We start from the raw sequence: 19,575 nt of genomic DNA, 5'->3' as shown, positions 1-19,575 counted from the left end.
GTCGCGCTTTCCGATGATTAGGGGCGATATTTGCGCATCTTGATGTCACTTGAGGACAGTCATTTCGATTTCAGAAGGTGATGAAGCCATGAAGTATCTCAAGACAGGGCAGGACGCAGCCACCATAGCTGCAAATGACACAACCGTAAAAAACACCGTCGAAGGCATTCTGGCAGATATTACGGCACGTGGCGATGTTGCCGTGCGGGAATTGTCTGAACGTTTCGATAATTATCGACCCGAAAATTTCAGACTCTCAGAAGCCGAGATCCAGGAGGCCATTGCCGCGGTTGATCCACGCGATCTGGAGGATATCCGCTTTGCCCAGACACAGGTGCGCAACTTTGCCCAGAAGCAACGGGAGTGCATTCTTGATCTCGAAGTTGAAACCTTACCGGGTGTTTTTCTCGGTCATCGCAACATCCCGGTGAATGCAGTAGGATGCTATGTGCCGGGTGGTAAATATCCTATGGTCGCTTCGGCGCACATGAGCGTGCTGACGGCAAAGGTCGCTGGTGTGAAGCGGGTGATTGCCTGCGCGCCGCCTTTCAATGGCAAACCACATCCAGCAATCGTTGCGGCCATGCATCTGGCGGGAGCCGATGAAATTTACGTGCTGGGCGGTGTGCAGGCTATTGGTGCGATGGCACTTGGCACACAGTCCATACTGCCGGTTGATATGATTGTGGGGCCGGGGAATGCCTTCGTTGCCGAAGCAAAGCGCCAGCTTTATGGGCGTGTGGGCATTGATCTCTTTGCTGGCCCCACGGAGACGATGGTGATTGCTGATGATAGTGTCGACGGTGAAATTTGCGCGACCGATCTGCTGGGCCAGGCAGAGCATGGCCCTACCAGTCCTGCTGTGTTGCTGACCACTTCTGAAAAGTTGGGGCGCGATACTTTGGCGGAGATTGAACGGCAGCTTGCGGTTCTGCCAACTGCGGATATCGCTCGTATTGCGTGGGATAATTATGGCCAGGTGATTATCTGTGACGATGATGAAGAGCTTGTGCGCGTGGCCGATGATATCGCGTCCGAGCATGTGCAGGTAATGACGCGTGACCCCAATTATTTCCTGAACAACATGAAGAATTACGGTGCCTTGTTCCTTGGTGCGCGTACGAACGTGGCCTATGGCGATAAAGTTATCGGCACAAACCACACACTACCCACGAAGAAAGCGGCGCGCTACACGGGCGGATTGTGGGTTGGCAAGTTTATCAAGACGTGTACGTATCAACGTATAGAAACAGATGAAGCCAGTGCACTCGTTGGTGAATATTGTTCTCGCCTTTGCTTGCTGGAGGGCTTCGCGGGGCATGCAGAACAGGCTAATATTCGCGTGAGACGTTATGGTGGGGCCGGTGCTGCCTAAGACAATAGCGCTGTTTTCTTGCGTTGAATAAACTGAACAAAACGCTTCAGGAGATCATGCCGTGACCAAGGCCATTCGCACAGTTGCCATTGTCGGAGCCGGGCTTGTGGGATCAGGCTGGGCCATCGTGTTTGCCCGTGCGGGGCTTGAGGTGAAGCTCTATGATGTCGATGCTGGCATTCGCAATCACGTGCCAGCGTTTCTCAAGGGGGCACTTGAGGATATGCAGGGGGCGGGCCTCGTCGATAAGGTTGATGAGGTGCTTGCACGTATCGAGGTGGTGGACACGTTGGAGGCGGCGGTTACGCCTGCGCAGTATGTTCAGGAGTCAGTATTCGAGCGTGTTGATATCAAGAAGCAGATATCGCTCCGCATTGATGCCGCGATGGATTCAGCGGCCGTTGTAGGCAGTTCGAGCTCAGGCATTCCCGGTTCTGCCTTTACTGAGGAATGCACCAATCGATCACGGTTTCTGGTCGTGCATCCTGTAAACCCGCCTCATCTCGTGCCGGTTGTGGAGATTGTGCCAGCGCCTTGGACTGATACTGATGTCGTCACTATCGCTAATGATCTGATGAGCTTGGTCGGGCAGGTGCCGGTGCTCGTTCGGCGTGAGATTGAGGGCTTTATCCTGAACCGTCTGCAAGGCGCGCTATTGAATGAGGCATGGGCCTTGTTCGAAGACGGATACGCGAGCGCTGCCGATATCGATAAGACAGTTGCATACGGGCTAGGCTTGCGGTGGTCGTTTATGGGGCCGTTCGAGACAATCGATCTCAATGCTCCCGGTGGCTTAAAGGATTATGCCGAGCGGCTCGCACCTTTATATCATCGCATTGCACAGTCACGCCCCACGGCGCGGGCATGGTCGCAGGAGGCAATCGCTGCTGCCGATGCTGAACGTCGGGTTGCGCTGCCAGCAGGTGATTTGGCTGCGCGCAGAGAATGGCGGGATGCCTATCTGATGCGCCTTGCTGCGTTCCGCGAAAAGCAAGAGGGGTGATATGGGTGTGCTTGCAAACAGAACGGCATTCGTCACAGGCGGTAGTGGCGGGCTGGGGGCTGCGATTTGTGCCGCTCTTGCGCAAGCTGGCGCGAGGGTTGGAGTTGGCTACGTTACCGCACCCAAAGCACACGCATTTGTTGCGCAATTACCGGGCAGCGGACATCGCGCTATCCATGCGCCTGTGAACGATACGTCAGCACTCAATCAGGCGGCAGAGGAAGTACGCGAGAGCTTTGGTGGCCTCGATCTTTTAGTCAACTGCGCCGGAATTACCCGTTTCGTGCCGCATGATGATCTTGATGCATTGGATGATGCGTTGATTGACGAGATTCTGACTGTGAATGTCAGAGGGGTTATCGCCACTACGCGCGCTTTCGTTCCGTTGCTGCGCAAAGGCACGGATTCATTGATCGTGAATATCTCCTCAATTGCGGGCACCACGGCCATGGGCAGTAACATTGCCTATTGCGCCTCCAAGGCTGCAGTGGACAATCTGACGAAATCATTGGGGCGTGCGCTGGCACCAAAGATACGCGTGGTGTCTATCGCGCCAGGTCTTGTCGATACGGATTTCGTCAAGTCGCTTGATCAAGATTGGCGTGATGATCAGGCGCGTCGCACCCCCTTGCAGAGGTTGGCAGATCCGCAAGAGATTGCGCAGGCGGTTATTGCATCCGCCGTTGCGCTGACCTTTATGACTGGTGTGGTCATTCCCGTTGATGGCGGTAGACCGTTGGGCTGATGACTATGGGTCAATAGCCCACGGTGAAGCGGCTACGGGAAGGCATGGTCTTCAATTTCATCGACAAGGGCAATGGCATAATCCTCGAAAGAAATTTTGCTGCCGTTCTCATTGGAAAGTAGCGTATCCTTCCCAAGACGGAACTTGCCCGTGCGCTCGCCGGGGATAAATTCTGCTGAAGGTGACAGGAAGGTCCAATCCAGCTCTTTTTCTTTCCGCAGCAGGTCGAGAAACTCAGCCCCTTTGGTCGCCTCTGCCTTATAGGCTTCCGGGAAGTCGGGAAGATCAACGAGGCGTTGACCTGTCTCAATCTGCAGGCTGCCAGCGCCACCAACGACCAGATAGCGCTTCACGCCTGAAGCGCGGACGGCTTCAATGAGCGTTGCGGGGTCGCTGGCCGTGAAATGCACTGCGCTGATGACGGCGTCATGGCCCTTCAATAAGTTGGCAAGTGCTGTCCCATCGTAAACATCGCCTTTCTTTGCCGTAACATTGGGAAGTACCGCAATTTTCTCAGGAGAACGCGCAATAGCAGTGACGCTATGACCGCGATCAGACAATTCCTTCAGAATGCGGGAGCCAGCTTGACCGGAGGCGCCGACAAGAGCGATGTAAGCCATGGTGAAGGTCCTTTGTCTAGATAGATGGATAATTCACTTTCGTTAGTTCTAGATAATATTTGCATCAAGGATTATCAATTTCTGGATGACAGTTTCTGCTCATCTTCCGCCCAAATATGATGAGCTGCATAAGCGCGATATGGACGCCAGATTTCAGCGCGCGCACTGAGATTTTGCGGTGTCGGGCGCTGGCCATCTTCATCTGCCATACCGCGCAATAATCCCGCATCACTGGCCGGAAAACCATCTGGCTCGCGACAGGCTCTGATAGCGATGTAATGCGCCGTCCATGGGCCGATGCCTTTAATTGCCGAAAGCCGTGCCACGGTATTATCGATCTGTTCTCCGCGTTTAAACAGCAAGGGATCGGCGATAAAGGCTTCAGCTACCGCTTGCATTGTACGGACGCGCGCTCCTGGCATGCCCATATTTGAAAGGTCCGCCGCAAGCACTTGTTGAGGTGTCGGAAACAGCCTGTGTGGAGCATCTGTTGATGCCTCATCAATCAGTGAGCCAGCCCGATCCACCAGGCGGGCGGTTAGCTGGCGCGCAGCCACAAGTGATACCTGCTGGCCCAGAACCGCACGAATGGCGGTCTCAAATGGCTCCCAATGGCCCGCGATGCGGACTGCGGGACGTTTGGCGACAAGTGGTGCAAGGTAGGGATCGCGCTTTAAATGGTCTGCTATGGCTGTCAGATCAGCGTCGAGGTCAAACATGCTGCGTAAACGCATGGTGATTTCGGTGAGACTGATCTCATCCGAATTAAATTCATCAGCCATGTGGATGCGGGCATCCAGCGCATCTGTGCCTTCCAGGTGCTGCACGGCAAGCATGCCATGCGTAGAGCCGAGCCTGATAGAACGGGTGTAGGTCGTTTCACCTATTTTTTCGATACCTGCAATTGCGCGTAGACGGAAAAAGGCCAGCATAACTGGCCAAGCCATTGGCGGCGTAAACGGTAGCCTGATATGGAGAGGTGACAAAGGCGTCATCATTTCTGCGCGCCATGCGTTGCCTGGGCCTCGGTTTCCAGCAGAATACGCTTGCGTTCTACGCCCCAGCGATAGCCGGACAGTGCGCCATCATTGCGCACAACGCGATGGCAAGGTATTGCGACCGCAAGCTTGTTTGCGCCGCATGCTTGTGCCACCGCCCGAACGGCCTTTGGCTCCCCAATTTTTTGGGCCAGCTCTGTATAAGAGACCGTTGTGCCGACAGGGATAGCGCGCAGGGCTTGCCAGACACGCTGTTGAAACGCTGTACCACGGATATCAAGGGGTAGGTCGAGGCCGAGCTGTGGCGCTTCGATAAAGCCTACAACTTTGGCCACAAGGTCTTCAAAAGCGGCATCGCCGCCGATCAGATCTGCTTTGGGGAAGCGATCTTGCAGATCATGCGCCAACACTTCAGGGTCATCGCCAATCAATATGGCGCACACACCTTTATCGCTGCAGGCAACCAATATGGCCCCGAGTGTACATGCACCGATTGCGAAACGTATAACAATGTGTTCGCCGCCGGCTTTAAAACTTGTGGGAGTCATGCCGAGAATTGCATTGGAATTTGCATAAAAACGACTGCTTGCATTGAATCCTGCATCAAATATGGCATCGGTGACGCTGCTGTCATGCGCAGATAATTCTTGCCGTATCTTCTTTGCCTGATGAGCCGCGCCGTAAGACTTGGGCGTGAGGCCAGTGATTTCTTTAAACTGACGATGGAAATGAGATGCGCTCATGCCCACCGATGCCGCCAATTCATCAAGCTTTGGCAAAGTATCTGCCTCTTCAATGATCCGGCAGGCTTTTGCAACACTTGCAGCTATGTTTTCAGCAATTGATGGGCCGTTGGGCGTGCAGCGTTGGCAGGCGCGAAATCCCGCAGATTCAGCATCTGCACAGTTATCGAAAAATTGGATGTGCTCTGGTCTGGCCGTTTTCGACGGGCAGGAGGGGCGACAGTAAATGCCGGTCGTTGAAACAGCATAAAAGAAAAGGCCATCTGCAGTCTGATCACGCTGTTGGATGGCATGCCAACGAGGATCGTTGAGGTGTTGGTTTATAGAGGCTTGGTTGTTCATCGTTGTGCCGATCATGATAAGCAATAGAGTTGAATGCAACTTTACTCGACGTTGGAGAGGGCTGCACTCCGTTCCTTGCTTTCAAATTCATTCTGGCGATTAGCAACTTTGCCAGGCTGTGGCTCGCTTAATGCTAAAAGAGCGGTGCGCAAATCATCAGGGTTGGTCGCAGCGGGCAGGGCGACTTCCACCTCCACGTGGGCCTCTCTCCAAACCGGTATAGCTTGAATAAGCAATGCGTGGCCAGATGGTGTGAGAGACAGCCTGCGACTGCGGCGGTCTCGCTCATCCACTGATACTGTAATCAAACCGCGCCGTTCAAGCGGTTTGATTGCCGCTGTCAGGGTTGTCCGGTCCAATGCAAGCAGCTCTGCCATAGCACCCATCGTGGGTGGTTCTGGCCGATTAAGTGACATCAATAGCGAAAACTGCCCGTTTGTAAGCCCCAAGGATCGCAAGGCATCGTCAAATCGACGCGCTAAAGCCCGCGCTGCACGTTGCACATAAAGGCACAGGCAAGTATCGCGAACCAGCGGTGAGCTGGTAAGCAGAGCATAAGGGATGTCTTCAGTCTGGAGTAAAGCGTTCAACGAAGCGTGTTTTGACATTGAATGATTATGTTGATATCAATCCATTAATGCAAGGCCATTGAAGAAGGGCCGCATTGAAATCCTTTTCATGGTCAGCGCAACGCATTTGGTTCTCAGAAACGATGCGGGAGGTAGCATGTCCACGAAAGTATTTATCAACTTGCCGGTGCGCGATCTGGCAAAGTCGACAGCGTTTTATGAAGCCTTTGGGTTTCAGCGCAATCCTGAATATTCCGATGAAACGGCAGCCTGCATCGTCATTAGCGATACGATTTATGTGATGTTGCTGACCCATCAGAAATTCGCGCAATTTACCCCGAAAACAATCGTTGATGCTTCCAAGGCCACTGAAGTGTTGACCGCCATTTCTGTCGATAGCAGGGAGGAGGTTGATGAGTTCTTTCATAAGGCCATTGCTGCGGGAGGTAGTGATGTGCGTGAACCCGAGGACCTTGGGTTTATGTATGGTCGTGCATTTAACGACCCCGACGGTCACATCTGGGAGATATTCTGGATGAAAGAAGCGTGAGCGCGTTTCACTCCCACTGAAGAATTGGAGAAGACGATGACATCCCGACTTCCATGTTTCACCTGGTACGAGCTAGCGACGCCTGACGTTAACGCAGCGGTTGCGTTTTATGGCGCAGTCGTTGGCTGGACCGCAGAGCAGACGACAATCTCTGATAAGCCTTATACCTGGCTGAGCGCAGGTGATACGCCTGTGGCTGGTGTATCAGAGGTGGATGGTTCGCCGCCATCATGGACCGGCTCCATTTTGGTCGATAATCTTGATGCAACCTTGAAGCGTGCGCGCGATGCTGGCGCGAAGCTTATTTACGGCCCGAACGACGTGCCAGATATGGTTCGCTATGCTGTGCTTGCTGATCCACAAGGGGTAGTCTTCGCGATCCATCAGGCTTTGACAGATCAGCCGGAATGCACTGGGGAACACATGCGGCCCGGAACATTCGGATGGTCAGAATTGAATGCCGATACAATGGAGTCTGCCTTTGCGTTCTATTCCGGCTTGTTTGGTTGGTCGAAGAGCGAAGATCTTGATATGGGCGAGATGGGCATCTACCGAATTTTCACAGCTGGGAACGACCCTGTCGGTGGTATGATGACAAGAACGAAGGATTGTCCGCTGGCCTATTGGCAATTTTATATCAACGTAGACAATATAAACGCCGCCATTGAGCGTATTACAAGTAATGGTGGTAAAGTATTGCACGGTCCGCATGAAGTGCCTGGTGGTGCGTGGATCGTCATTGCTAACGACCCTCAAGGTGTATCATTTGCTCTTGTGCAGCCGCCAGGAGGGGCATGAATGCTTGATTTATCAGGCGCGGTGCTTTCTGGTGAGCGCCGTATCCTGGTTTCTTGTTGACGGGTAAATGATTTTATGTTTTCGTAGCATTCAAGACAATTTTCTCAAGATAAATTTTACTAGACTAATTGATTAGAATTAGGTTAAGCCTTCAAATTAACGAATATTTATAAGTGTTTTGATTCACTCCCATCATCGCTTTAATTTTGAGGTTTCTGATGGGTGGATATCCTTTTTATATCAATGACATTGCCTGGTCCAAATTGCAGGATTTGTTGCCGAAGGTGAAGCGGGGACGGCGGCGTGTAAATGATCGGCGGGTCGTATCGGGGATTGTTTATGTTCTTCAGTCGGGTGTGATGTGGCGGCAGGCTCCGGCGATTTACGGACCACACAAAACACTTTACACGCGCTATCAACGCTGGAACGCTCAGGGCGTCTGGACGCGTATTTTTCAGGCTTTATCCGAAAAAGACGCGCAAGATGAGACACTTATGATAGATTCGACCACGATACGGGTACAGCGTTCGGCTCTTGGCGCCCAAAAAAAGGATGTCCTGCCACAGGTCGATCTTGCGGCGGTTGGACGAGTAAAATCCACCTGGCCTGTAACGGGCGCGGCAAACCCGTCGCATGGTTGATCACGGGTGGCAACATTCACGATGTTTGCCTCGCCCCGCTGCTGATCAACGCCTGCAATCATCCAAATTTACGCCAGATACTGGCGGATACAGGCTATGTTTCCAAAGACATCCGCGCCTGCGTTGAAGCCGCAAACATCACATATTGTGTGCCAGACCGAAAAAATGCAAAAGTCAAAAATACAATTGATACAGAGCTTTATAAAAAAAGATGGAGGGTGGAGGCATGCTTTGCCAAACTCAAAAACTGGCGCCGCATCGCTACACGATATGACAAATCAGCTCAATCGTTCCTCAACGCCGTAACAATCGCTATCTTATTCTCGTATTACTTAATTTGAATCCTCAGCCTATCATTTTATTGGGAGTTTTTATAATGGCTAGTGTTATGGTAATGCCCCAGACGTTCCACTTGCAACGCAACCTGGTTCATGTAGCGCCTCCACCTCCGCCTGTGCCGCAAAAAGTGTGTTGGATTGTTGATGCGTTTCATCATCTGAAACGATTGTGGGATACCTTGCAGCTCACTGTGAGATCATGTTTCTCATTGGTTGATGCGGCTGAGCTTAATAGTTTTAGCGAAGACCGGCTGCGGTCATTGAATTCATTTGTCCTGAACATGCTTCCTGGTGAAGAAATTTCTAAGCTTAATGCCCAGGTGCTGGGAGTTTGCTTTAGGGATAAGCTGATAAATAAGGCGCATTTTATAAATAATATTTCGCATGATACCTTAAAGGATAATATTAGCTATGGACGCCGGGGTGTTGATGATGGAAAGACGATTAGTGTCTGGGATTGCAATCAAATGCTTAAGGATCTTCCAGATGCAGAGGTTAAGAAGCTTGATGGACATTTCTTAAACTGTTTTTCTGATATTCCTTATTCTCGGCTTGATGTTGAACTGCTGAATAAGCTTTCTATCGAGGCGCTTGGAAAAATCAACCTGAATGTTTTATATTGTGCTGATAACCGTAGAGATGACTATGGCGAGTACATATATGGGCGTCTTCAAGCGCGAGTGTTGAATAATCTTTCGCCTGAGACACTTAAGGTATTGAACGCGTGGATAATAAATTATCTCTCTAGGGAAGCATTGGAAGAGCTTGATGTCTCTGTGTTTTACGACCTTTCGGATGATGCGCTTAAAGGGCTTAATGCTTCTGTGCTCAATGGTCTTTCTGATAATGCAATTGGAGCGTTTGATGCTTCTGTGCTCGGCTGTCTTTCAGTTGACGCGCTTAAAAATCTTAATCCTTCTGTGTCCGAAAAACTTTCGAATGACGCTCGAGAGATGATTATGGTTCGAACTGGTCTCAACACGCTTTCGGCTGAGGACCTTACAAAACTTGATGCTTCTGATCTAAACAAGCTTTCGCAAGAAGCACTTAAATGGCTTGATGCTTCTGTGCTCAACAGTCTTTCAGTTGAAGTTCTTGGAGAGCTTAACGCTTCTGTGCTCAATGGTCTTTCGCAAGAAGCACTTAAATGGCTTGATGCTTCTGTGCTCAATGGTCTTTCAGTTAAAGTTCTTGGAGAGCTTAGCGCTTCTGTGGTCAGCGGCCTTTCAGGGGGAGCCTTTCAACTGCTTAATCTTTCTGTATTCCTGGGTCTTTCAACCAAAGAAATGGGATATGTTACCGATGAGGCAGCAATATATATCATTCATAAGCTAGAGCATGCCAGTGCCAGCGATTCTAATGAGAATGTTGGATTCCAGAGTGATATTGGGAAGCTGATGATGAGTATTCGTTGCAGCCGCATTGATCAAGGTCGGTTTTATGCTGATGCTGAGAAAGCTCATCCTGGAATTTCAGGGTTTATTACAATGTGTACAGGCTAGTTCTAGGCTGAGGATTCAAATTAAGTAATACGAGAATAAGATAGCGATTGTTACGGCGTTGAGGAACGATTGAGCTGATTTGTCATATCGTGTAGCGATGCGGCGCCAGTTTTTGAGTTTGGCAAAGCATGCCTCCACCCTCCATCTTTTTTTATAAAGCTCTGTATCAATTGTATTTTTGACTTTTGCATTTTTTCGGTCTGGCACACAATATGTGATGTTTGCGGCTTCAACGCAGGCGCGGATGTCTTTGGAAACATAGCCTGTATCCGCCAGTATCTGGCGTAAATTTGGATGATTGCAGGCGTTGATCAGCAGCGGGGCGAGGCAAACATCGTGAATGTTGCCACCCGTGATCAACCATGCGACGGGTTTGCCGCGCCCGTTACAGGCCAGGTGGATTTTACTCGTCCAACCGCCGCAAGATCGACCTGTGGCAGGACATCCTTTTTTTGGGCGCCAAGAGCCGAACGCTGTACCCGTATCGTGGTCGAATCTATCATAAGTGTCTCATCTTGCGCGTCTTTTTCGGATAAAGCCTGAAAAATACGCGTCCAGACGCCCTGAGCGTTCCAGCGTTGATAGCGCGTGTAAAGTGTTTTGTGTGGTCCGTAAATCGCCGGAGCCTGCCGCCACATCACACCCGACTGAAGAACATAAACAATCCCCGATACGACCCGCCGATCATTTACACGCCGCCGTCCCCGCTTCACCTTCGGCAACAAATCCTGCAATTTGGACCAGGCAATGTCATTGATATAAAAAGGATATCCACCCATCAGAAACCTCAAAATTAAAGCGATGATGGGAGTGAATCAAAACACTTATAAATATTCGTTAATTTGAAGGCTTAACCTAATCTATTAATTGCTACTGAATAAATCTAACTCTAGATTTGTTATAAGGCAAAATGTGCTCTGCTATTGAATTTTCTCTGGTAATGATTATATCATTGGTGATCTAATACGTTAAATGGCGCGAGCGTAATGCTCGCGCCTTCTTTTTATTTATAATTCTTAATGCTGCAGTGTTAGTTGCTTGTTTAATCGACGCCTAACTGGAGCTGTCTTATTATTGCTGCATCTGCGGGTTGGCTTGATGATATTTCTTTTTTCTTATGATATGTTTTCGTAATTAATGTAGCGTACTTTTAAGGGATTGGATTGCATGGCCTCTGTCAAGCGCTTGGTTTCTCAGGGGGCAATAGTCGGCATTGTCGCTGAAGGCATCACTTCCTCGCTCGTTCAATCAAATATGCTAACTTCTCGGCTGCGCAAGCTAAGGTATGGCGTTGCGGGTGTCGGGCTTGCTTTCTCCGCAGCGCTTTCTCCGGGTTTAGCAATGGCGCAGGCTTTGCCGACGGGAGGCATTGTTACGGGTGGGCAGGCCGCCATCGGTGGGGCGGGTAGCCATCTTTCAGTTCAGCAAAATTCTCCGACTGCCATTATCTCCTGGGATCAGTTTTCGATTGGTCAATCAAATAGCGTGCACTTTGATAACGGTGCAGGCGCAACCTTAAACCGGGTTCGGGGCAATGTCGCATCGCAGATCGATGGCAGCTTAACAGCCACAGGTTCAGTATACCTCGTCAATCCGGCGGGTGTGGCTGTTGGCTCAACAGGGCGCGTGGAGACAGGTGGCTCTTTTGTAGGATCGACGCTCGAGCTCTCGAATGAGGAGTTCAGCAAGGCTGCTCGTGGTGAAGCGTATACATTAAAGGGTACCAGTGGTGCTGCGGTCGTGAATGCCGGTCGTATTGGCGCATTGGGAGGTGATGTCGCGCTGATCGGCCAGGTTGTCGAAAATACGGGTGAAATTTCTGCAAGGAATGGCACTGCAGCGCTTGTCGCGGGCTCAGAAGTATTGGTGCAGGACCGCGCGCAGGATGGCGGCCGCTTTGTTGTGAAAACAGGGGGCGCTCATACGCGCGTTAAGAATAGTGGCTCCATCAGGGCGGCGGAAGTTGAGCTGCGGGCAAATGGCGGCAATGTGTATGCGCTTGCTGGCAACACGCAGGGCGTTATTTCTGCCACGGGTACATCGGTGCGAGGTGGGCGAGTTTATCTGACAGCCGGTAGTGGTGGTACGGTTGAAGTTACCCAGCGTGTTGAAGCACGTCGCGCGGTTGCTGCGACTGCTGGCGCAGCTCGCGGTGGCGAAATTCGGGTTTCGGCAAAAACCGTTAAGGTTGATGCGCAGTTGGACGCCAGTGGCCGGGGGGCCGTGACCGTAGGGCCGGCAGGGATTGAAAGTACCGTTGGGCAGCCGAGTGGCGCTGGCGGATTAGTGCTTGTCGAGGGGCAGGAGATTGAGCTCGATCGGTATAGTTTAATCGATGTTTCTGGCACTCTTGGCGGTGTTGCGCTTGTCGGCGGTGATTATCAGGGCGGCGTGGAGGTTGCGAATAACTATGCAGCTGAACGGATTAAGACTGCAAAAACACTGAAGGTTGCAGAAGGCGCACGTATCGCTGCAGATGGCACGGCGGGCGACGGCGGTAAAGTTGTTCTGTGGTCGGATATCGAGACAGACTTTGCCGGCGAAGTGAGCGCCAGAAGCGCAGCAGGGCGGGGCGGTGATGCGGAAATCTCTGGTAAAGTGCTTCTGAGCTATACTGGTGATGCCGATCTCTCTGGTTCAGAGGGGGCGGGCGAATTGCTGCTTGACCCCTATAATATTAAAATCATTGATACCGCAGTGACCGATCTCGTAGCCAAGGATGGTGAGTTCACGGCTGATAGAGAAACATCTTATCTTACTTATGCAACCCTGCAGAGAGCACTCTCTAAAAGTAATGTTAAGGTAAAAACGGGTTCTGTTGGCGCTGGAGACGGTGATATTTCCGTAGGAAACGGCACTAATTCTCCTTTCGTATGGAGTGGCAGTAATACACTCACACTAGAGGCGTATCGCAATATTACTATTAATGAGACCATGCGCAACACAGGCTTGGGTGGGCTTGTGCTGCGTGCAGACGCTACGGGCATTGGTACAGGAACAGTAATATTAAACAATCAACTTAATGTTCGCGGCGGAACGCTCATTCTGCACAATGGCGCAAATGACGTCGTGGGTAGCGATGGGGCAATTACGCGCGCATTTTCAAATCATAACATCGGCGGTACAATTATTGAATCGTACAAGCTGGTCAATAATGCGGCTGATCTTTCGTTTATTCGGAGCAGTGCAGCCACGCTTTCTGGGTATTATGCGCTCGGCAAGAATATTGATTTTGGAGGGGCGGCTTTAACTCCTATCGGCACGGTTGGTGGTATTGGCGGATTTAAAGGCACCTTCAATGGCTTGAACAATGAGATAAGTAATTATTCTATTAGTGCCAGCGGCAATTATCTGGGCCTGTTTGGCAATATTGATACAGGAATTGTTCGTAATCTTAATCTGAGAAATGTCACAATTAATGCCCCAGCAGCAAATTCTGTGGGGGCATTAGCGGGACAGACCACGGCCGCTTCTCTCGTGGAGAATGTGCATGTTAGAAATGTTAATATAGTAGGCGATCTCTATACGGGTGGCCTTATTGGTTATGCAGCAGGTAATATTACAGCTTCATCTGTTCAGGAAGGGGCAGGGATAGTTGGAGGAAATGTTAATTTTAAATATGCCGGGGGGCTTGTTGGAAGTTCTAATAAAGGCGGGATTACCAATTCTTTTGCAGAGATCCCTGTTACGGGGCAGGTTGTTGGCGGTCTTGTAGGGGTGCTTGGCTATGAGGGCACGATCAGCCGCGCATATGCTACAGGAAATGTCGATGCTGCACTCAATGGGGGAGGTCTCGTTGGTTCAAGCTACGGTTCAATTGACAATTCATATGCAACTGGAAGTGTTAAGGCATTAACTGCCGGTGGTCTTGTTGGATTTATAACCAATACGAGCACTACAATTCTAGGGAAAATTACTTATAGTTATGCTTCGGGAAGTGTTACGACTATTAATTCTGCAAATCCCCCAGGGGGTTTAATCGGAACCTGGGATGGGGTCTCTATTGTAACCAATAGTTTTTGGAACTCGTCTGCTGGTGGCGAAGCCACTCAGGGTGTTGGCAAAAACACAAACGGTCATAGTACTGCTGGCATAATTGCGCTTTCAAATATCAATGCCTTCTCGCAATTGAGTTACAAGGGCTTTGATTTTAGCAAAACTGGCGCTTGGTATATGCTTGAGGGTGATACGCGCCCATTCTTACGTATGGAGCTTGATGTTCTAGGCGTTGCATACGGTAATAATGGCCTGCCTATCGCCAATACATATAATATTAGCAATGCGAACCAGCTTCAACTCATCAGCGCGCACGCGCAAGATAGATTAACTGGCAATAGAACTTACATCCTTGGCAATGATCTTGATCTCTCTGCGGCATTGGCAAATGGAAATGGCCACTGGAGGAATGTAAATACCAAGGACGATACGGCTGAGCGTTATGGGTTTTCTCCAATCGGCAATAGCAATAATGCTTTCACGGGTACATTTAATGGTAATGGTTTTAAAATCCAGAACCTCTTTATCTCGCGTAAATTTGATAATAATACTGGCCTGTTCGGAGTTTTGGGGTATGGCGCTCACGTTCATGATGTGACGCTGAATAATGCTTATGTTACAGGCAATAATTGGGTTGGCGCGCTGGCAGGACAGACAGTGGGCGCGGGCAAGATTACTGATGTTTCTGCCTCCAATGTTCACATCAACTATGGCAATAGCGTTCCAACAGGAGTGAACATTGGCGGTTTGATTGGAGTTAATACTTTCACGGTTAAAAATGCCAGTATCAGTAACGTCGACATCCATATGATGCTGAAAGCATCAGGAACTGCCGTTGGCGGTCTGGTGGGGGTGAATACTGGTACGCTTGATAATGTTTTCATTGATGGTTCGGCAACAATATATGCAAGAGAAAGTGTTGGCGGATTAGTAGGCATTAATAAAGGCGTTGTGCGCAACGCTACTGTAACAAATGCGGTCGTTACTGCGCATATGTTGCAGGGAGGTGGGCTTGTTGGCCTGAATGATTTGGGGGGCTCTATAGAGAAGGCGGCGGTTAGCTTAAGTGCGGTCTATGGAGCTAGTGGAATCGGTGGCTTTGCAGGTGTAAACAATGCGCGTATCCGAGATGCAGCTGTTAAGGATGTCGTGGTAGGCAAAGCAGCGGATAATGTCATTGAAGGCGGAGGATTTGTTGGTAACAACCAATCCCGTGGCCTGATCGAAGCTGTATTTTCAGAGGGTGTCACTGTAACAGGTGATGCACAAATTGGCGGGCTTGTTGGGTACAATCAAGGTATTATCAAGCAATCTTATGTCGATACCAATCAGATAACAAGCAAGGCTTCTTCTGTAACGAGCACTGGCAAGCAGGCTGGTGGGCTTGTTGGTGATAATGCTGGTAGCATTATTATTGCTTATGCAACTGCAACCATTGCAGGGCTTAATCAGGTTGGTGGTCTGGTTGGAAGAAACAGAGGGACCATAGACGACGCCTATGCAACTGGCAAAGTGTCTGCTCAGGATCTCGCGCCTGGATCAGCAAATAATGTGGGCGGTTTGGTTGGCTGGGCAGAAAGTGGACGGATCTCGCGCATTTATGCAACTGGTTCTGCAGAACTTATATCAACAAATGTTAATGTGGGTGGGCTTGTTGGCTTCTTTACTGGTGGCACGATCAATGGGAGCTTCTGGAATACTGATGTCAACAATCAAGGTGTAGTTGTTGGCGCGGGAGCATCTTCTACGGCAGGTATCATTGGTTTGAGCGCAGCAGAGTTTAAGGATACAGCCATTTTCATGAGCAAGGCTACCGGATGGAATTTTAGTATCATCTGGGCGCCTCCCGGAGAGGGCTATAATCCAGAATTATATGCGCTTTCTAAAGTAATTCGTGTGCATTCAAGTGTCGGCTTGGGCGGAATAACTTATGGTGATAGCACTGTATCCGTCGATAATTCCGCATTATCGCAAAATACCGTAATCTATGGTGCTGGCGCTTACGCAAAAGATGATGCCGCATATGATAAAACCGCGGCAGCTTTCAACTTTGGCACGCAAGCCGATTACAATATCGGCCCATTAAACGCAGGTAAGCAAACAATATCCCTAGGGGCCGCAGGCAGCGTGGCTACAGATCAAGGGTTCCGTATTGTATATACGACCGGCATCCTTGTAGCAAAAAAAGCGATAACACTCGATATTACAGACCAGAAAACCTACGATGGTCAGGCGTGGACGGGAGCAAGTCTCGCGCCAACGCTTGTCGATGGTAGTACGCTTGCTTTCGGTCAGAGCATCGCTGACCTGGGTGGCGTGTCTTTGAGCGGTCATGCTGTTGGCGCAGTTAATGCAGGTAAATACACAATAAATGCTGCCTTTGATAACACAGGAACAGCGAATAATTACGCCATCACGTATGCCAACCGCCTCTTGACGGTAGATAAGGCGCAGCTTCTTGTTGGAGATGTGACGAGTAAATTTAATACGGATGGCATAATCGCGTTAGATGATCTTACGCGGGAATATGATGCGACAACTAAATTCGCCTATGGCGATAAATACTCTGCCGCTTATAATTTTACCCATGCTGTAACGAATGAGACCATTCAGCTTACGTTAGGTGGTCTTGCTTATAATGAAAAAGATGCTGATGTTGCGGGCACACAAGTTATTGGTCAATGGCGGATAATTAGCGCTGAAGGCAATAAGAACCTTGCTTCAAACTACATACTCGTTGATACCAGCAGCAAGGCAGATAATAGCTTTTCTATTGCAGCAGCTATAACGCAGAAGACAATTGACATAAGCGCTGTTAATCTAGGCAATAAATTAGTCAAGACATATGATGGCACAACGAATGTTACCAAAGATGGCTCCTTCCTCCAGACCATTTCTGGTGCAGGGAATGAGCGGCTTACGATAACACTGGATGATCTGCGATATGCTGACGCTAATGCTGGTTCAGGCATTGATGTGACCGGTGTCGCTAGTATTACCGGTATAGCGGGCAATAAGGCACTTATTAGTAATTATAAATTTAATGATGTTAATTACATTCAAGCTGGAGAGATAAAGCAAGCTGTCATTAGTTTGTCGGGTTTAAAAATAGATCCGAATAAGACTTATGACGGAAGCAATATTTTCATATTGGCCGATCAGACTGTCAAAGGCGTCAATAATGAGAATATTATTGTCTCGTTGGCTGGCGCTACCTATGCCGATGCAAACGCTGGCAGAACCAGTGTTACAGGTACCTGGAATATTGTCAGTGCAGACTCCAATGTTGGTAATTACAGGTTGGCACAAACAGAATTCAAGAATGCCACTGCCACAATCAGGAAGGCCATGATTAATGTCTCTGATCTGGGCCTGGTTATAAATGCCGATAAAACGTATGACGGCAGCACGGTATTTTCCTATGCGGATCAATCAATTGCGACGGGTGTTGGTAGCGAGTCCTTAACGTTGTCGCTTACGGGAGGGCGTTATAGCGCGGCCGATGCTGGCCTTAGAAACGTCACGGGGCGCTGGGTGCTTTCAGATGACAGTGGCATGTCTAAAAACTATCAGCTTGCCAATGTATCCTTGTCTTTGAAGAATGTAACGATAGCAAAGGCTAAAATCGACGCTGCAACAATCAATGCTGCGGTCGCTTCTATAAGCGCCGATAAGGTTTATGATGGTCGGAATATTTTTTCACCGGCAGCAGTTACAGGTATCAATACAGGCATTAATGGCGAAGCACTGACTATTCGCCTTCAGAATGGTCTTTATGCAGATGCGAATGCGGGCTTGACCTCTGTCTCAGGCGTTTGGAAGGTTGTATCGGTTGTTGGCGGGAGGCGTAATAGCAATAACTACGAACTTGTGTCTCCCACATTTTCGCTCGCTGCTACGATTACACCTGCTGTTATTAATGTTTCCAGGCAAACATTCAAGGCTGATAAGGCTTATGATGGTAGCGACGTGTTTACCTTAGCTAGTCGGCAGATTTTTACTGGCGTTGGAGGTGAGCATTTAACGCTTAATCTGATAAATGGTAAATACAGCAGCCCCAATGCTGGCAATGTTATTGTGACCGGTACTTGGCAGGTAACTGATGCTGCTATGGGTCTTGGCGCTGCATTGAATTATGTTCTGGCAAACAGTGCAGTTTCTGTTAATGCGATTATAAGGTGATCCAATCAACAAGAGCCACCACTTGCACGGTTGAGATCAAACTGCATCATCTTTAATTTTGGAATGAAGGCTGCTGAGGCATGAGTGCTTCAGCAGCCTTTTAGTCTTTAATACTTTAGCTGGCGTTAGCGTCCAGGCTGGTGCTGGATGAATAATTGAGATTATGGGCGAGTGCGCGTGGGGTGCCATTTTTCATTATTTTATTATTTATAATTTGACGCTTATGTCAGTGCATCTTGAGTATGTCGCGAAAGTGCGCCATCATGTGCAATGAAATTAATAACTTAATGCCATGAGGTCTCTTTCTTTTAGCATTAATGCCAAATGTTGATATGTAATACAGGAGATGCATGTGCGCACAAGGACGAACGAGAAACGCGATCTACAGCGTAGAACTGTGCTCGAAGCTGCTGCTAAATTATTTAGCGAGCGCGGTTTTTCCGGTACCAGTCTTGTCGACATCGCTAAAGAGTTGGATATCAGCAGGCCGGCATTGTATTATTATTTCTCTTCTAAAGAAGAGATATTGTCTTCGCTTGTTGATCACGTGAGTGTTTATAGCCGAAAAATGATCTCCGAGATCATGAGCAAAGATACTGATCCTGTCACCAAACTTCATGATATTACCTATAAGCAGCTTTTGTTCGTCATGCAGAACAAGGTGTCTTATATGGTCGTGGTAAAATCTGAAGAGGATCTAGTTTCTGAGACCAAGAAGCTAAACACCATAGCTAAAAAAAGTGTTTTTGAGAGCTTCCGGTCAGTGATCGAGGCCGGGCAGGCGAGCGGGCATTTTCGACAGGGGGATTCTGCGGTTGCGGCGCTGGGAATCATTGGTATGTGCAGTTGGTGCGCATGGTGGTTTAAATCGGATGGACGCATTTCCGAACATGATGTGGCTGAGCAATTAAGCCAAATGGCGCTTTCCTCGGTGCTGAAACATGATCACGCTGTCGCTATAAAAAGCGAAATTACAAACATTATCAGTGCACTTGAAGGCTCTGTATCTCAGCTTCAGTCTATCCAAAAGCAATATTGACACATTGGTAAAATTGAATTACACATATGTCAGTGCGCGTTTGAATGATACGCAATTGGATGGGAGGTCAACATTCTCATAACCTGCCATGAACGGTCGAGGTTTGGATCCTCTTTGTCTGGCTGAAGTTTGGC

General features: G+C 49.3%; 11 protein-coding genes and 4 pseudogenes. 10 read left to right on the top strand and 5 right to left on the bottom strand.

Annotated features, from left to right (window positions below; translation table 11 throughout):
• The first annotated feature begins 88 nt into the window (after positions 1 to 88).
• The 3 genes from hisD to VRZ32_RS03725 all read left to right on the top strand — a co-directional run bounded on the left by hisD (position 89) and on the right by VRZ32_RS03725 (position 3,123).
• Positions 89 to 1,375: a histidinol dehydrogenase gene (gene hisD, locus VRZ32_RS03735; RefSeq protein WP_414525030.1), complete on the top strand. Its 1,287-nt coding sequence runs from the start codon at positions 89 to 91 to the stop codon at positions 1,373 to 1,375.
• A 61-nt stretch (positions 1,376 to 1,436) separates the two neighbouring features.
• Entirely contained in the window at positions 1,437 to 2,378 is a 942-nt protein-coding gene (locus VRZ32_RS03730; RefSeq protein WP_414524304.1) for a 3-hydroxyacyl-CoA dehydrogenase, read from the top strand.
• Between the two features lies 1 nt (position 2,379).
• Positions 2,380 to 3,123, top strand: coding sequence for an SDR family NAD(P)-dependent oxidoreductase (locus VRZ32_RS03725; RefSeq protein WP_414524302.1), 744 nt, complete (start codon positions 2,380 to 2,382; stop codon positions 3,121 to 3,123).
• Between the two features lie 10 nt (positions 3,124 to 3,133).
• Here VRZ32_RS03725 and VRZ32_RS03720 read toward each other — a convergent pair.
• The 4 genes and pseudogenes from VRZ32_RS03720 to VRZ32_RS03705 form a co-directional block, all read right to left on the bottom strand.
• Positions 3,134 to 3,743, bottom strand: a pseudogene (locus VRZ32_RS03720) (NAD(P)-dependent oxidoreductase).
• A 74-nt stretch (positions 3,744 to 3,817) separates the two neighbouring features.
• Positions 3,818 to 4,741 (bottom strand): DNA-3-methyladenine glycosylase family protein, encoded by a 924-nt coding sequence (locus VRZ32_RS03715; RefSeq protein ID WP_414524300.1) that lies wholly within the window; start codon positions 4,739 to 4,741, stop codon positions 3,818 to 3,820.
• Positions 4,738 to 5,826, bottom strand: a complete 1,089-nt coding sequence (gene ada / locus VRZ32_RS03710) for a bifunctional DNA-binding transcriptional regulator/O6-methylguanine-DNA methyltransferase Ada (RefSeq protein ID WP_414524298.1) — start codon at positions 5,824 to 5,826, stop codon at positions 4,738 to 4,740. Before ada ends, VRZ32_RS03715 begins: the two co-directional genes overlap by 4 nt.
• Before the next feature lie 41 nt (positions 5,827 to 5,867).
• A complete protein-coding gene (locus VRZ32_RS03705; protein WP_414524296.1) occupies positions 5,868 to 6,434 on the bottom strand; it encodes a MarR family winged helix-turn-helix transcriptional regulator in 567 nt (188 codons plus the stop codon).
• A gap of 118 nt (positions 6,435 to 6,552) precedes the next feature.
• Between VRZ32_RS03705 and VRZ32_RS03700 the strand changes: the two genes are divergently transcribed.
• The 4 genes and pseudogenes from VRZ32_RS03700 to VRZ32_RS03685 all read left to right on the top strand — a co-directional run bounded on the left by VRZ32_RS03700 (position 6,553) and on the right by VRZ32_RS03685 (position 10,224).
• Positions 6,553 to 6,945, top strand: a complete 393-nt coding sequence (locus VRZ32_RS03700) for a VOC family protein (protein ID WP_414524294.1) — start codon at positions 6,553 to 6,555, stop codon at positions 6,943 to 6,945.
• 36 nt (positions 6,946 to 6,981) lie between these two features.
• Positions 6,982 to 7,743 (top strand): VOC family protein, encoded by a 762-nt coding sequence (locus tag VRZ32_RS03695; RefSeq protein WP_414524292.1) that lies wholly within the window; start codon positions 6,982 to 6,984, stop codon positions 7,741 to 7,743.
• 254 nt (positions 7,744 to 7,997) lie between these two features.
• Positions 7,998 to 8,725 (top strand): annotated as a pseudogene (locus VRZ32_RS03690) (IS5 family transposase); the annotation flags it as partial.
• A 35-nt stretch (positions 8,726 to 8,760) separates the two neighbouring features.
• Positions 8,761 to 10,224, top strand: a complete 1,464-nt coding sequence (locus VRZ32_RS03685) for a hypothetical protein (protein ID WP_414524290.1) — start codon at positions 8,761 to 8,763, stop codon at positions 10,222 to 10,224.
• A gap of 15 nt (positions 10,225 to 10,239) precedes the next feature.
• Here the strand turns inward: VRZ32_RS03685 and VRZ32_RS03680 are convergent.
• A pseudogene (locus VRZ32_RS03680) lies at positions 10,240 to 10,968 on the bottom strand (IS5 family transposase); the annotation flags it as partial.
• 423 nt (positions 10,969 to 11,391) lie between these two features.
• On the opposite strand from VRZ32_RS03680, the pseudogene VRZ32_RS03675 reads away from it, so the two are divergent.
• From VRZ32_RS03675 to VRZ32_RS03665, 3 genes and pseudogenes are all read left to right on the top strand, one after another.
• Positions 11,392 to 12,294 (top strand): annotated as a pseudogene (locus VRZ32_RS03675) (filamentous hemagglutinin N-terminal domain-containing protein); the annotation flags it as partial.
• 216 nt (positions 12,295 to 12,510) lie between these two features.
• Entirely contained in the window at positions 12,511 to 18,402 is a 5,892-nt protein-coding gene (locus VRZ32_RS03670) for a YDG domain-containing protein (protein WP_414525029.1), read from the top strand.
• Between the two features lie 352 nt (positions 18,403 to 18,754).
• Positions 18,755 to 19,441: a TetR/AcrR family transcriptional regulator gene (locus tag VRZ32_RS03665; protein ID WP_414524288.1), complete on the top strand. Its 687-nt coding sequence runs from the start codon at positions 18,755 to 18,757 to the stop codon at positions 19,439 to 19,441.
• The last annotated feature ends 134 nt before the right edge of the window (positions 19,442 to 19,575 follow it).

This window comes from Pseudochelatococcus sp. G4_1912 (assembly GCF_047501465.1).
Lineage (GTDB): Bacteria > Pseudomonadota > Alphaproteobacteria > Rhizobiales > Beijerinckiaceae > Pseudochelatococcus.
Note: the sequence above shows the minus strand (reverse complement) of the source record. Positions and strands in the feature narration are given on the sequence as shown.

Coding starts and splice junctions, on each gene's coding strand:
- hisD (WP_414525030.1), top strand. CDS start 89: ATGAAGTATCTCAAGACAGGGCAGGACGCAGCCACCATAGCTGCAAAT.
- VRZ32_RS03725 (WP_414524302.1), top strand. CDS start 2,380: ATGGGTGTGCTTGCAAACAGAACGGCATTCGTCACAGGCGGTAGTGGC.
- VRZ32_RS03715 (WP_414524300.1), bottom strand. CDS start 4,741: ATGATGACGCCTTTGTCACCTCTCCATATCAGGCTACCGTTTACGCCG.
- ada (WP_414524298.1), bottom strand. CDS start 5,826: ATGAACAACCAAGCCTCTATAAACCAACACCTCAACGATCCTCGTTGG.
- VRZ32_RS03705 (WP_414524296.1), bottom strand. CDS start 6,434: ATGTCAAAACACGCTTCGTTGAACGCTTTACTCCAGACTGAAGACATC.
- VRZ32_RS03700 (WP_414524294.1), top strand. CDS start 6,553: ATGTCCACGAAAGTATTTATCAACTTGCCGGTGCGCGATCTGGCAAAG.
- VRZ32_RS03695 (WP_414524292.1), top strand. CDS start 6,982: ATGACATCCCGACTTCCATGTTTCACCTGGTACGAGCTAGCGACGCCT.
- VRZ32_RS03685 (WP_414524290.1), top strand. CDS start 8,761: ATGGCTAGTGTTATGGTAATGCCCCAGACGTTCCACTTGCAACGCAAC.